This is a genomic window from Streptomyces sp. NPDC057307 (assembly GCF_042667665.1).
Classification (GTDB): domain Bacteria; phylum Actinomycetota; class Actinomycetes; order Streptomycetales; family Streptomycetaceae; genus Streptomyces.
Genome location: NZ_JBHUZM010000179.1, coordinates 1 through 13,467, shown reverse-complemented (window position 1 = coordinate 13,467; position 13,467 = coordinate 1). Strand labels below are relative to the sequence as shown.

Genomic DNA, 13,467 nt, shown 5'->3' with positions numbered 1-13,467 from the left:
GCCCCGCGCGAGGGGCCGCCCGGCATCGTCGTGCTCGGGAGCGGGGCGCCGGGGGGCGGGGGTGCCGGGGGCGCGGCTCCGGGGTTGTGGGCTTGTGGGGCGGCCGGGCTTGACAGGTTAGTGATTGGTCAATAACTTACTCCTCATGGTCAGGATGAGCGCAGAAGAGCGACGCGAGAGCGTCATCCGCGCGGCGATCACCGAATTCGCCCGCACCGGATACCACGGCACCTCCACCGAGGCGATCGCCCGTCGCGTGGGCGTCTCGCAGCCGTACCTCTTCCGGCTCTTCGCGAACAAGCAGGCCATCTTCCTCGCGGCGGCGGAGCGTTGCCTCGGCGACACCCGGCGCATCTTCGAGAAGGCGTCCGAGGGCGTGGGGCCCGAGGAGGCCGTCCACGCCATGGCCTCCGCCTACCAACAGCTCATCGCCGACGACCCGGCGAAGCTGATGATGCAGATGCAGACGTACGTCGCGGTCGCGGCGGCCGAGGCGGCGGGGGACCACGAGTTCGGCCGTTCCGTACGGGCCACGTGGGAGGCGCTCTGGGACACCTCGCACCTGGCGCTCGGCGCGGACCCGGAGGAGACGACGAACTTCCTGGCGTACGGAATGCTGATCAACACACTGGTCGCGATGGGGTTTCCGGCCGGCCATCGCGTCTGGGGCGGCTTCTACGACTCCGCGCGCCCGCCAGGCGGTTCGGACGGTTCGTGCGTCCCTGACGGTTCGTCCGGCTCTGACGGCTCGGGCGGTCCCGACAGTTCAGGCGGTCCCGACGGTTCGGGCGGTTGATCCGAAGTGGGCGGCGGGATCGCCCACTCTCGTCATGTCCATAAAAGTTAGTCATCAATAACTAACCAGATCGGGGAGAACGATGAACCAGCCAGCAGCAGCCCGCGGCGGCGCGAACGCCACCTGGGCCCTCATCATCACCGGCGCCGCGGGCTTCATGGCCGCCCTCGACAACCTCGTCGTCACCACCGCCCTGCCCTCCATCCGCGAGGACCTCGGCGGCAAGCTCGCCGACCTGGAGTGGACGGTCAACGCCTACACGCTCACCTTCGCGGTGCTGCTCATGTTCGGCGCGGCTCTCGGCGACCGGTTCGGCCGTCGCAGGCTCTTCGTCAGCGGTCTCTCGATCTTCACCGCGGCCTCGGCCGCCGCCGCCCTCGCGCCCGGCATCAACAGCCTGATCGCCGCCCGCGCCGTCCAGGGCGTCGGCGCCGCGATCATGATGCCGCTGGCCCTGACCCTGCTCACCGCGGCGGTCCCGGTCGCGAAACGCGGCGCCGCCCTCGGCATCTTCAGCGCCGTCACCGGCATCGCCGTCGCCGCCGGTCCGCTCGTCGGCGGCAGCCTCACCGAGCACATCTCCTGGGAGTGGATCTTCTGGCTGAACGTCCCGGTCGGCCTCGTGCTGCTGCCGCTGGCCAGGACACGGCTCAAGGAGTCGTACGCCCCCGACGCCCGTATCGACGTCCCCGGCACCCTGCTCATCAGCGGCGGCCTCTTCGGCATCGTCTACGCCCTGGTCAACGCCAACGCCGAGGGCTGGACCAGCCCGCTCGTCCTCACCGGACTGATCGTCGGCACACTCCTGATCGGCGGCTTCGTGCACCACGGCATCCGCAGGCCCGACGCGATGCTGCCGATGCGGCTGTTCAAGGACCGCACCTTCGCCGGGATCAACGCCGCGAGCCTGCTGATGTTCCTGGGCATGTTCGGCTCGATCTTCCTGCTCAGCCAGTTCATGCAGGGCGTCGCCGGATACTCGCCCACCGAGGCCGGCCTGCGGATGCTCCCGTGGACCGCGATGCCGCTGCTCGTCGCGCCGCTCGCCGGGATCCTCTCCGACCGCATCGGCGGCCGGCCCGTCGTCACCGCGGGCCTCGCCCTCCAGGCCCTGGGACTCGCCCTGTTCGCCATGACCATCGAGCCCGGCGTGTCGTACGCGGCGCAGTTGCCGGCCCTGATCGTCAGCGGGCTCGGTATGGCGCTGTACTTCGCCCCGGCCGCCAGCCTGGTCATGTCCAGCGTCCGGCCCGCCGAGCAGGGCATCGCGTCCGGCGCCAACAACGCGCTCCGCGAGGTCGGCGGAGCGCTCGGTGTCGCGATACTCGGGGCGGTGTTCTCGGCGCAGGGCGGTTACGAGACGCCGCAGATCTTCGTCGACGGCACGGTCCCGGCGCTGTGGATCGGCTCGGGCGTCGTGGCGCTTGCTGCCTTGGCCGCCCTGGCGATGCCGGGTCGCCGGGCGCTGCGGAAGTCCACGGTCGTACGGGAGTCGGCGGCCGAGGAGGCGCGCGAGACGGCGGGCGAGACGGCGGGCGTCTGACCGTCCTCTCGCGTCACGCGGTCCGGCCGGGGACTCCTTGTCCCCGGACCGGACCGTAGTCTTGTGCCGTGCAGGAACTCCACGACGCCCCCCTCGCCCCCCTGACCACCTTCCGCCTCGGCGGCCCCGCCACCCGGCTGATCACCGCGACCACCGACGCCGAGGTCGTCGCGGCCGTGCGCGAGGCGGACGACGCGGGCACGCCGCTGCTGATCATCGGCGGCGGCAGCAACCTGGTCATCGGCGACAAGGGCTTCGAGGGCACCGCCCTGCGGATCGCCACACGCGGCTTCGACCTCGCGGGTACGGCGCTGGAACTGGCCGCCGGCGAGACCTGGACCGACGCCGTCGCCCGTACCGTCGAGGCGGGCCTGGCGGGCATCGAGTGCCTGGCCGGCATCCCCGGCTCGGCCGGTGCCACGCCGATCCAGAACGTGGGCGCGTACGGCCAGGAGGTGTCCAGCACCATCACCGAGGTCGTCGCCTACGACCGGGTCACCGGCGAGACGCTGACCCTCACGAATGCCGACTGCCGCTTCTCGTACCGCCACAGCCGCTTCAAGGAGCACCCCGAGCGCCATGTCGTCCTGCGCGTCCGGTTCGCGCTGGAGGACGCGGGCGGGCTCTCGGCCCCGCTCAAGTACGCGGAGACGGCCCGCGCCCTCGGCGTCGAACCCGGCGACCGGGTCCCGGCGGCCACCGCGCGCCGGGCCGTACTCGAACTGCGCGCGGGCAAGGGCATGGTGCTCGACCCGGCGGACCACGACACCTGGTCGGCCGGCTCCTTCTTCACCAACCCGATCCTCGACGACGCCGACTTCGCGGCCTTCCTCGCCCGTGCGGCGGAGCGGCTGGGCGCGGATGTCGCACCGCCCGCGTTCCCGGCGGGGGAGGGCCGCACGAAGACCTCGGCGGCGTGGCTGATCGACCGCGCGGGCTTCACGAAGGGGTACGGCACGGGCCCGGCCCGCATCTCCACGAAGCACACGCTGGCCCTGACCAACCGCGGCGACGCCACCACCGAGGACCTGCTGGCGCTCGCGCGGGAGGTCGTCGCCGGGGTGCACGAGGCGTTCGGAATCACCCTGGTCAACGAGCCGGTGACGGTCGGCGTAAGCCTCTGAGCCACGGGCCCCGGCGTGCGCCTCCGCCCTGGGGAGTCCTCGCCGGCCCTGCCCGGCTCGCGCGCCTCGGCACATGAGCTTTCCCCTCACCCCGGCGCTCCTTCCGGACGCCGCCCGGGTCCTGTCCGGCGGATCTTCGGGGATCGGCCCGGGCCCGCCCGGGAGCGGCTGGTGTCTCGTCGGCGCGGGTGCGTCGCAAGGCGGAGGACCGGCGTTGTGGACGGCCCGGCCATACGTGGCCGACTCCGACGACGGGGACAGGGTGCCGCACCCAGGCGTCCCGGGCCCCGAAGATCCGCCGGACACGAACTAGTACGCGACTCCCACCGGCTGCCTCACCGTCGCCGGGTCGTCGAGCATCGCCAGCATGGCGTGGGCCAGGTCCGGGCGGCCTATCTTGCTGCCGCCCCGGGGGTTCGCGCCCACCACCGCGCGGTAGACGCCCGTCACCGGGGTGTTCACGAGCTGCGGGGGCCGGGCGGAGGTCCAGTCTGTGGCGCTCCGGGTCAACTCCTCCTCCATGCGGGCCAGGTCGGTGTAGACGGGCTTGAGCACGATCTTGACCACGCCCATGGCCAGCCTGCCCAGCAGGGGTTCACCCGGCGGCACGGTGCCGACCGGGGCCGCGCTCACCACCACCAGCCGGCGCACCCCCTCCGCGTCCATCGCCCGCAGGATCGAGCGGGTCACCGGCGCCGCGAGCCCCGCGTCCTTGCGCCCGCGCGGACCGATGCCCGACAGCACCGCGTCCCGCCCCGCCACGGCGGGCCGCAGCGACTCCGGGTCGTCGAACGCCGTCGCGGTGAACACGTCGAGGCGGTCCCCGGTGACCTCCAGCCGCGCCGGGTCGCGCACCACCGCCGTGACGTGATGGCCCGCCGTCAGGGCCTGCCGCACGATCTCCCGGCCGACGCCGCCTGTCGCCCCGAACACGGTGAGCTTCATCGTCCTCGCCTCTTCCGTTCTATGGTGGGTGAGTATTCACTCACCTCTATGGTGAGTATCCCCCCACCCCACGTCAAGCCTCGTCATGGCGATCGGAGCGCATCGATGAAACCCGCGCGGGCCCGCATTCTGGACGCCGCCGCCGAGCTGATGGGCACCATCGGGCTGGCGCGCGCCACCACCAAGGAGATCGCCCGCGGCGCCGGCTGCTCGGAGGCCGCCCTCTACAAGTACTTCTCCGGCAAGGAGGAACTCTTCCTGCGCGTACTGGAGGAACGGCTGCCCCGCCTCGGCCCGCTGCTCGCCGACCTCGCGGAAGGGCCCTTCGACGCCGCCGCCGGCCGGAGCGTCGAGGAGAATCTCACCGAGGTCGTCAGCCAGGCGGCCCTCTTCTACGAGGCGACCTTCCCGATCGGCGCCTCGCTCTTCGCCGAACCGGCGCTGCTGCGCCGCCACGCCGAGGGCGTCCACGCCCTGGGCGCGGGCCCGCACCGGCCGCTGCGCGCGCTCGCCGACTACCTGCGCGCCGAACGCGAGGCGGGCCGCGTACGGGCCGACGCCGACGTCGACGCCGTGGCCTCGCTGCTGCTCGGCGCGTGCCTGCAGCGGGCCTTCCTGAAGGCATTCCCGGACGGCGAACAGGTCACCCCACTGGCGGACTTCGCCCCGGCGCTGGTGCGGACGGTCCTGTCCGGCCTCAACCCCTGACAGTCCCGCCCCCGCCCCCGTCCACGGCCGGTCAGTCCTTCAGCCAGCCGTCGATCCCGGCCAGCATCTTGTCCCGCGCCCCGGCCGGCGCCGCCGAGCCCCGTACCGACTGACGCGCCAGCTCGGCCAGCTCGACGTCCGTGAACCCGTGGTGCTTGCGTACGAGTTCGTACTGCGCGGCCAGCCGCGAGCCGAAGAGCAGCGGGTCGTCGGCGCCCAGCGCCATCGGCACCCCGGCGTCGAACAGCGTCCGCAGAGGTACGTCGGCGGGCTTCTCGTAGACGCCCAGCGCCACGTTCGACGCCGGGCACACCTCACAGGTCACCCCGCGCTCGGCCAGTTTCCGCAGCAGCCGCGGATCCTCGGCCGCCCGTACGCCGTGCCCGACCCGGGTCGCGCGCAGATCGTCCAGGCAGTCCCGTACCGACGACGGCCCGCTCAACTCACCGCCGTGCGGCGCCGCGAGCAGCCCGCCCTCCCGCGCGATGGCGAAGGCCCGGTCGAAGTCCCGTGCCATTCCCCGGCGTTCGTCGTTCGACAGACCGAAGCCGACGACACCCCGGTCCGCGTACCGCACGGCCAGCCGGGCCAGCGTGCGGGCGTCCAGCGGGTGCTTCATCCGGTTCGCGGCGACCACGACGCGCATCCCGAGCCCGGTGTCCCTGGCCGCCGCGTCCACGGCGTCCAGGATGATCTCCAGCGCCGGGATCAGTCCGCCGAGCAGCGGGGCGTACGAGGTGGGGTCGACCTGGATCTCCAGCCACTGCGAACCGTCCCGGACGTCCTCCTCGGCGGCCTCGCGCACCAGCCGCTGGATGTCCTCGGGGGAGCGCAGACACGACCGCGCGATGTCGTAGAGCCGCTGGAAGCGGAACCAGCCCCGCTCGTCGGTCGCCCGCAGCTCGGGCGGCTCACCGCCGGTGAGCGCGTCGGGGAGATGGACGCCGTACTTGTCGGCCAGCTCCAGCAGGGTCGTGGGCCGCATCGAGCCGGTGAAGTGCAGATGCAGATGGGCCTTGGGCAACAGACGGATGTCGCGGGTGGCGCGGTCGTCATGCGGGGGGCCGGAAACGTTCTCCATCCATGGATCTTGCCGTACTCGCGCGGACTCCGGGAGTCCCTTTCCACCTTCGGGTCGTTGCCCGAACGAAAGCCCGAACGCGATCCTGTACGAAAAGGCCGCAAGGAAGCCCGTACCAATGCCCGTACCGAAGCCCGCACAGCAGAACGGGCCCCCGGACGGCACCGGGGACCCGTGATCTCGTCGGACGACGCTCAGTCGCTGGCCTCGGCCAGCAGCTTCTGCAGCCGCGCCACACCCTCGGCCAGGTCCTCGTCGCCCAGCGCGTACGACAGCCGCAGATATCCCGGTGTGCCGAAGGCCTCACCCGGTACGACCGCGACCTCGGCCTCTTCGAGGATCAGCGTGGCGAGGTCGACCGAGGTCGCCGGGCGCTTGCCGCGAATCTCCTTGCCGAGCAGCGCCTTCACCGACGGGTACACGTAGAAGGCACCCTCGGGCTCCGGGCAGATGACGCCGTCGATCTCGTTGAGCATCCGGACGATGGTGCCCCGGCGCCGGTCGAAGGCGATCCGCATCTCGTCCACCGCGTCCAGGTCGCCGGTGAGGGCGGCGAGCGCGGCGGCCTGCGACACGTTGGCCACGTTCGACGTCGCGTGCGACTGGAGGTTCGTCGCGGCCTTCACCACGTCCTTGGGGCCGACGACCCAGCCCACCCGCCAGCCGGTCATCGCGTATGTCTTGGCGACACCGTTGACCACGACGCACTTGTCGCGCAGCTCCGGCACGACCGCGGGCAGCGAGGTGAACTCGGCGTCCCCGTACACGAGGTGCTCGTAGATCTCGTCCGTCAGCACCCACAGACCGTGCTCGACGGCCCAGCGGCCGATGGCCTCGGTGTCCTCGCGGCTGTAGACGGCGCCCGTCGGGTTGGAGGGCGAGACGAAGAGCACGACCTTCGTCCGCTCCGTGCGCGCCGCCTCCAGCTGTTCGAGGGTGACCCGGTAGCCGGTGGTCTCGTCGGCCACGACCTCCACCGGGACACCGCCCGCCAGCCGGATCGACTCGGGGTACGTCGTCCAGTACGGCGCCGGGACGATGACCTCGTCGCCCGGGTCGAGGATCGCGGCGAAAGCCTCGTAGATCGCCTGCTTGCCGCCGTTGGTCACCAGGACCTGGGCGGGGTCGATCTCGTAGCCGGAGTCACGCAGCGTCTTCGCGACGATGGCGGCCTTCAGCTCGGGAAGCCCGCCGGCCGGGGTGTAGCGGTGGTACTTCGGGTTGTGGCAGGCCTCACTCGCGGCCTCGACGATATAGCCGGGCGTCGGGAAGTCGGGCTCGCCCGCACCGAAGCCGATCACCGGCCGGCCGGCGGCCTTGAGGGCCTTGGCCTTGGCGTCGACGGCAAGGGTGGCGGACTCGGAGATTGCGCCGACTCGGGCGGAGACCCGGCGCTCGGTCGGAGGAATTGCAGCGCTCATGCGGGCCATGGTCCCAGAACCCCCGAGACCCGGGCACAGGGGTTTCGCCGACTGGACAGCCCGCGGACAGAGAGTGGACAGGTTCGGACAAGAGCCGGTCCCGTGTTACCTGTTCGACGCATGGCCCCTGAGCACGTACACTCACTGGTCGTTGGCCCTCACCCGCCACCGCCGATCCGCACACACCGTGCTCCCGGTCGGATGCGGTAGGTTGGGGAAAACGCAAAGGGTCGTAGCTCAATTGGTAGAGCACTGGTCTCCAAAACCAGCGGTTGGGGGTTCAAGTCCCTCCGGCCCTGCTACACACATCCTTCGCCAGGATGTGTGCGCATGTACGTACTTCAAAAGCACTGCCGTGCGGCTCCACCGGGCGCGGCACGGCCACGACCCGGAATCAGGTGAGAGAGCGTGACGGACGCCGTGGGCTCCATCGACAAGCCTGATGCTGACGATGACGAGTCCGCAGAGTCGAGCAAGAAGACCCGCAAGGGTGGCAAGCGCGGCAAGAAGGGCCCTCTGGGCCGTCTCGCGCTCTTCTACCGTCAGATCGTCGCGGAGCTGCGCAAGGTCGTCTGGCCGACTCGCAACCAGCTGACGACCTACACGACTGTTGTGATCGTCTTCGTCGTCGTCATGATCGGTCTGGTGACCGTGATGGACTACGGCTTCCAGAGAGTAGTCAAGTACGTCTTCGGCTAAAGCCGCGGAGGCGGAGGGCGCCCACAGGCGTCCCTTTCCGCATGTTCCACCCATCGTGAAGCCAGGAAGAAGCAGCCAACGTGTCTGACCCGAACCTGAACGACGCCAACGAGGCGGTCGAGTCCCGTGAGGACGAGACCGACATCGTCGAGGCGGCGGACGCTGTCGAGCCAGACCAGGCCGAAGCCGCTGACGCCGAGGCCGGCGAGCCGGCCGAGGAGTCGGCGCTGCACGTCGAGGAAGCGGACGTGGACGCGGACGACGACGCGGAGTCCGCTCCCGCCGAAGCCGAAGCCGAAGCCGAAGCCGAAGCCGAAGCCGAAGCCGAAGCGGAGCTTGACGCCGCGACCGACGCCGAAGAGGCCGAGGACGCGGAGGCCGAGGCTGACTCCGAGGACGGCGACGACATCGAGCTCGTCGAGGAGCCCGCTCCCGCCGCCGACCCGGTCGCCGCGCTCCGCGAGGAGCTGCGCACCCTGCCCGGCGAGTGGTACGTCATCCACACGTACGCGGGCTACGAGAAGCGCGTGAAGGCCAACCTGGAACAGCGCGCGGTCTCGCTCAACGTCGAGGACTTCATCTACTCGGCCGAGGTGCCCGAGGAAGAGATCGTCCAGATCAAGAACGGCGAGCGCAAGAACGTCCGCCAGAACAAGCTCCCGGGCTACGTCCTGGTGCGGATGGACCTCACGAACGAGTCCTGGGGTGTCGTACGGAACACGCCGGGCGTCACCGGCTTCGTCGGCAACGCCTACGACCCGTACCCGCTGACGCTGGACGAGATCGTCAAGATGCTCGCCCCCGAGGCCGAGGAGAAGGCCGCGCGCGAGGCGGCCGAGGCCGAGGGCAAGCCGGTTCCGTCCCGCAAGGTCGAGGTCCAGGTGCTGGACTTCGAGGTCGGCGACTCGGTCACCGTCACCGACGGCCCGTTCGCGACGCTCCAGGCGACGATCAACGAGATCAACGCCGACTCGAAGAAGGTCAAGGGCCTCGTCGAGATCTTCGGCCGCGAGACTCCGGTCGAGCTGAGCTTCGACCAGATCCAGAAGAACTGACGCGCGGTTCCGCGCGCTCGTAAAGCCATTTCCGACCAGGTCAGACAGGCTCTCGCCGGGGGTTGTTCCCCGCTCGCGGGAGAGGGTCTGACCTGCTCGGTTTTTGGCCGTGCAGCTATACCCGTTATCGTTGCGCGGTATGCCCGCATCCGGATGACCGGATGACTGGGCCGGAACACTCTCACTAGGACCCGGAGAGAGCACATGCCTCCCAAGAAGAAGAAGGTCACGGGGCTCATCAAGCTCCAGATCTCGGCCGGCGCGGCCAACCCGGCGCCGCCGGTCGGCCCCGCGCTGGGCCAGCACGGCGTCAACATCATGGAGTTCTGCAAGGCCTACAACGCCGCGACCGAGTCGCAGCGTGGCATGGTCGTGCCGGTGGAGATCACGGTCTACGAGGACCGCTCCTTCACCTTCATCACCAAGACTCCGCCGGCCGCGAAGCTGATCCTCAAGGCCGCCGGTGTGGACAAGGGATCGGGCGAGCCCCACGTCAAGAAGGTCGCCAAGCTCACCCGCGACCAGGTGCGTGACATCGCCACGACCAAGATGCCCGACCTGAACGCCAACGACCTGGACGCCGCCGAGAAGATCATCGCCGGCACCGCCCGTTCCATGGGCATCACGGTCGAGGGCTGAGTCCCGCCCGGCGGGCCCGTTCGGGCGCGCCAAGTGGAAGGGCCATGCGCGGCCCGCACCACGAACTCCACACCTGAATGAATCACCAGGAGCAGAAGTGAAGCGCAGCAAGGCACTCCGCAGCGCGGACGCGAAGATCGACGCGGAGCGTACCTATCCTCCGCTCGAGGCCGTCCGTATCGCCAAGGACACCAACACCACCAAGTTCGACGGCACCGTCGAGGTCGCCATGCGTCTGGGCGTCGACCCGCGCAAGGCGGACCAGATGGTCCGTGGCACCGTGAACCTCCCGCACGGCACCGGCAAGACCGCCCGGGTCCTGGTCTTCGCGACCGGTGACCGTGCCGAGGCAGCGCGCGCCGCGGGCGCCGACATCGTCGGCTCCGACGAGCTGATCGACGAGGTCCAGAAGGGCCGTCTCGACTTCGACGCCGTCGTCGCCACCCCGGACCTCATGGGCAAGGTCGGCCGCCTCGGCCGCGTCCTCGGCCCGCGTGGTCTGATGCCCAACCCGAAGACGGGCACCGTCACCCCCGATGTCACGAAGGCCGTGAACGACATCAAGGGCGGCAAGATCGAGTTCCGCGTCGACAAGCACTCGAACCTGCACTTCATCATCGGCAAGGTCTCCTTCGACGAGACGAAGCTGGTCGAGAACTACGCCGCGGCGCTGGAGGAGATCCTCCGTCTCAAGCCGTCGGCCGCGAAGGGCCGTTACATCAAGAAGGCGGTCCTGGCGACGACGATGGGCCCCGGCATCCCGCTGGACGCCAACCGCACTCGTAACCTCCTCGTCGAGGAGGACCCGGCCTCCGTCTGATCCTGGACGGAAGTCGCGCCAACGCGTGTCAAGAGCCGGTCCCGGCACCTCTGTTGAGGTGTTGGGGCCGGTTTTTACGTGCGCGGTCTGTCATACCCGTGCGTTACCGTTCAACTAAGCACATCGAAAAAAGGGGTGGGGTATGACCATGTCGACATGGGGGCGCGTTGGCGTCTCGCTGACGGCAGTGGCCGTTGTGGCGGGTGTCGCCGGCTGTCAGAGCGGTGACGCGGACTCGAAGAAGAACGCCGGGAGTTCGTCGGCCAAGGACGCGCCGCAGTCGCGTTCCGCGGTCACGGACGTGCTGACGGCGGCGTACGAGAAGACGGCGGCGGCGAAGTCGGCCAAGGTCAGCATGACGATGTCGATGCCCGAGGGCGTCGCGGGTGCCGCGGGGGGCGGCGACATGGAGATGACCGGCGTCATGGGCTGGGACCCCATGGTGATGGACATGACCATGTCCGGCTCGATGATGCAGGCCGAGCCCGACGCCCCGGAGAAGATCCGGATGGTGTGGGTCAAGAACGCGATGTACATGGACATGGGCGCCGAGGCGGCCAAGGACATGGACGGCAAGCGCTGGATGAAGCTGGACCTGGCCGCGGCGGCGGAGGCCTCGGGCGACCCGGCGGCCACCAAGGAGCTCACCGGTGGCATGGAGAACATGAACCAGGACCCGGCCCAGCAGCTCGCGCTGCTGCTGGACTCGCCGAACGTGAAGCACGTCGGCTCCGAGAAGATCGACGGGGTCGAGGCGCAGCACTACAAGGGCACGCTCACGGTCGCCGAGATGCTGGAGTCGAACGAGTCGCTCGACGTGCTCAGCGCCAAGGAGCGCAAGGACCTTCTCGCCAACATCGAGAAGACGGGCATCACGGGGTACGACACCGAGGTCTGGGTCAACGAGGACGACTACCCGGTGAAGATGGACGTCGCGATGGACTCCCCGGACGGCGCCATCACCATCAGCGCGCGGTACAGCGACTACGGGGCCAAGGCGTCGGTCCAGACGCCGCCGGCCGCCGACACCGTCGACCTGTTCAAGATGCTGGGCGACCTCGGCGCCGAGGCCGGCGCCGGCGCGGACGACTCCGGGATCTGATCCCGAGGTTCTCGCCGATCCGGAAGACCGATCCGGAAGCCTGATCGGGAAGTTCGATCCGGAAGACCGATCCGGAAGTGCTTGATCCACAATTCCCGTCGCCGGGGCGGGTTTACGGCCCCGGCGACCGGATTTGCCTGCGGGTAACCCTGTCACGTACTCTCCACAGGAAGCCAAAGACCGCTGGTCGTCGCCGTGCTCTCGCAAGAGGGTGAGGCGACCGAAGGATCCGCTGGAAGCGGACGACCCGCGTAGGTGTTCGAGGAGAGTTCCCGGGTTTTGCCCGGTTGAGCTACGCCCCGTGCGCTTGCGCCGGGGCGTTTGTCTTGTTCAGCCCCTTCTGAGCGGTCCTCATCACCCGGAAGGAGGCCGACGCTCATGGCAAGGCCCGACAAGGCTGCCGCGGTTGCCGAGCTGACGGAGCAATTCCGCAGCTCGAACGCCGCCGTGCTGACCGAGTACCGGGGTCTCACCGTGGCGCAGCTCAAGGAGCTGCGCCGTTCTCTCGGTGAGAACGCCCAGTACGCCGTGGTGAAGAACACGCTGACCAAGATCGCGGCCAACGAGGCCGGGATCAACACGCTGGACGACCTGTTCGCGGGTCCGACGGCGGTTGCCTTCGTCACCGGTGACCCGGTGGAGTCGGCGAAGGGTCTGCGTGACTTCGCCAAGGACAACCCGAACCTCGTCATCAAGGGCGGTGTCCTTGACGGTAAGGCGCTGTCCGCCGACGAGTTCAAGAAGCTCGCGGACCTCGAGTCCCGCGAGGTGCTGCTCGCCAAGGTGGCCGGTGGAATCAAGGCGTCGATGGCCAAGGCCGCGGCGACATTCCAGGCCCCGCTGTCGGAGTTCGTCCGCACCGCGGACGCCCTTCGCGCCAAGCGTGAGGCCGAGCAGGGCGGTGCCGGTACGCCGGCTCCCGCCGAGGCCGACGCCGAGTAGTTCGGCGCCGCGTCGCAGCGGGCCCGTACGCCCGCCATTCACATTCATCCGGCACCTGCCGAAATTAGTGGAAGGACCGCCACCATGGCGAAGCTGTCCCAGGACGACCTGCTCAAGCAGTTCGAAGACCTGACCCTCATCGAGCTCTCCGACTTCGTCAAGGCGTTCGAGGAGAAGTTCGACGTCAAGGCCGCCGCCCCGGTCGCCGTCGCCGCCGGTGGCGGTGCCGCCGTCGCCGCCGAGGCCGAAGAGGTCCAGGACGAGTTCGACGTCATCCTCACGGGTGCCGGCGAGAAGAAGATCCAGGTCATCAAGGTCGTGCGTGAGCTCACCTCGCTGGGCCTCAAGGAGGCCAAGGACCTCGTGGACGGCGCTCCCAAGCCCGTCGTCGAGAAGGTCGCCAAGGAGGCCGCCGAGAAGGCTGCCGAGTCCCTCAAGGCCGCCGGCGCCTCCGTCGAGGTCAAGTGACCTCGTAGGACCCCCGCCGACACCCGTCCCAGGGAGCCGTGACGGCTCTCGCGGGACGAGGTGACGGCGACCGCACCGCGAGGTGCACAGCGTTGACGAGAAGGGCGGTCACCCGTACGGGTGC

Annotated in this window: 14 protein-coding genes and 1 tRNA gene; 12 read left to right on the top strand and 3 right to left on the bottom strand. The window is 69.7% G+C overall.

Translation table 11 applies throughout. From position 1 onward, the window contains the following. The first annotated feature begins 145 nt into the window (after window positions 1–145). From ACFUN8_RS34000 to ACFUN8_RS33990, 3 genes are all read left to right on the top strand, one after another. Complete coding sequence (locus tag ACFUN8_RS34000; protein WP_383646341.1) at window positions 146–796, top strand: TetR/AcrR family transcriptional regulator; 651 nt, start codon at window positions 146–148, stop codon at window positions 794–796. An 82-nt stretch (window positions 797–878) separates the two neighbouring features. Beyond that, window positions 879–2,339: a DHA2 family efflux MFS transporter permease subunit gene (locus ACFUN8_RS33995; RefSeq protein ID WP_383646338.1), complete on the top strand. Its 1,461-nt coding sequence runs from the start codon at window positions 879–881 to the stop codon at window positions 2,337–2,339. Window positions 2,340–2,407: 68 nt separating this feature from the next. Beyond that, a complete protein-coding gene (locus ACFUN8_RS33990; protein ID WP_383646335.1) occupies window positions 2,408–3,463 on the top strand; it encodes a UDP-N-acetylmuramate dehydrogenase in 1,056 nt (351 codons plus the stop codon). A 309-nt stretch (window positions 3,464–3,772) separates the two neighbouring features. Here the strand turns inward: ACFUN8_RS33990 and ACFUN8_RS33985 are convergent, their stop codons facing one another. Continuing rightward, complete coding sequence (locus ACFUN8_RS33985; RefSeq protein WP_383646332.1) at window positions 3,773–4,408, bottom strand: NAD(P)-dependent oxidoreductase; 636 nt, start codon at window positions 4,406–4,408, stop codon at window positions 3,773–3,775. A 105-nt stretch (window positions 4,409–4,513) separates the two neighbouring features. Here ACFUN8_RS33985 and ACFUN8_RS33980 point away from each other — a divergent pair, with 105 nt between their 5' ends. Next, window positions 4,514–5,116, top strand: a complete 603-nt coding sequence (locus ACFUN8_RS33980; protein ID WP_383646329.1) for a TetR/AcrR family transcriptional regulator — start codon at window positions 4,514–4,516, stop codon at window positions 5,114–5,116. Between the two features lie 31 nt (window positions 5,117–5,147). Here ACFUN8_RS33980 and ACFUN8_RS33975 read toward each other — a convergent pair whose 3' ends face one another. Further along, window positions 5,148–6,197 (bottom strand): adenosine deaminase, encoded by a 1,050-nt coding sequence (locus ACFUN8_RS33975; RefSeq protein ID WP_383646326.1) that lies wholly within the window; start codon window positions 6,195–6,197, stop codon window positions 5,148–5,150. Between the two features lie 194 nt (window positions 6,198–6,391). Next, complete coding sequence (locus tag ACFUN8_RS33970; protein WP_383646323.1) at window positions 6,392–7,618, bottom strand: pyridoxal phosphate-dependent aminotransferase; 1,227 nt, start codon at window positions 7,616–7,618, stop codon at window positions 6,392–6,394. A gap of 226 nt (window positions 7,619–7,844) precedes the next feature. Here ACFUN8_RS33970 and ACFUN8_RS33965 point away from each other — a divergent pair. From ACFUN8_RS33965 to rplL, 8 genes are all read left to right on the top strand, one after another. Beyond that, window positions 7,845–7,917 (top strand) — tRNA-Trp (locus tag ACFUN8_RS33965). A gap of 109 nt (window positions 7,918–8,026) precedes the next feature. Then, the gene (gene secE / locus ACFUN8_RS33960; protein WP_382561804.1) at window positions 8,027–8,317 is read left to right on the top strand and encodes a preprotein translocase subunit SecE; all 291 of its coding nucleotides are present in this window, start codon (window positions 8,027–8,029) and stop codon (window positions 8,315–8,317) included. 80 nt (window positions 8,318–8,397) lie between these two features. Further along, complete coding sequence (gene nusG, locus ACFUN8_RS33955) at window positions 8,398–9,372, top strand: transcription termination/antitermination protein NusG (protein WP_383646320.1); 975 nt, start codon at window positions 8,398–8,400, stop codon at window positions 9,370–9,372. Between the two features lie 204 nt (window positions 9,373–9,576). Further along, entirely contained in the window at window positions 9,577–10,011 is a 435-nt protein-coding gene (gene rplK / locus ACFUN8_RS33950; RefSeq protein WP_023539372.1) for a 50S ribosomal protein L11, read from the top strand. A 97-nt stretch (window positions 10,012–10,108) separates the two neighbouring features. Next, the gene (rplA, locus tag ACFUN8_RS33945) at window positions 10,109–10,831 is read left to right on the top strand and encodes a 50S ribosomal protein L1 (RefSeq protein ID WP_383646316.1); all 723 of its coding nucleotides are present in this window, start codon (window positions 10,109–10,111) and stop codon (window positions 10,829–10,831) included. A gap of 142 nt (window positions 10,832–10,973) precedes the next feature. Then, window positions 10,974–11,933 carry a hypothetical protein gene (locus ACFUN8_RS33940; RefSeq protein WP_383646313.1) on the top strand — a complete coding sequence of 320 codons (960 nt, stop codon included), beginning with the start codon at window positions 10,974–10,976 and terminating at the stop codon, window positions 11,931–11,933. Between the two features lie 378 nt (window positions 11,934–12,311). Continuing rightward, on the top strand, window positions 12,312–12,875 hold the full coding sequence (rplJ, locus tag ACFUN8_RS33935) for a 50S ribosomal protein L10 (protein WP_330174163.1): 564 nt from the start codon (window positions 12,312–12,314) through the stop codon (window positions 12,873–12,875). A gap of 84 nt (window positions 12,876–12,959) precedes the next feature. Continuing rightward, window positions 12,960–13,343: a 50S ribosomal protein L7/L12 gene (rplL, locus tag ACFUN8_RS33930; RefSeq protein ID WP_383646310.1), complete on the top strand. Its 384-nt coding sequence runs from the start codon at window positions 12,960–12,962 to the stop codon at window positions 13,341–13,343. Window positions 13,344–13,467: the final 124 nt, after the last annotated feature.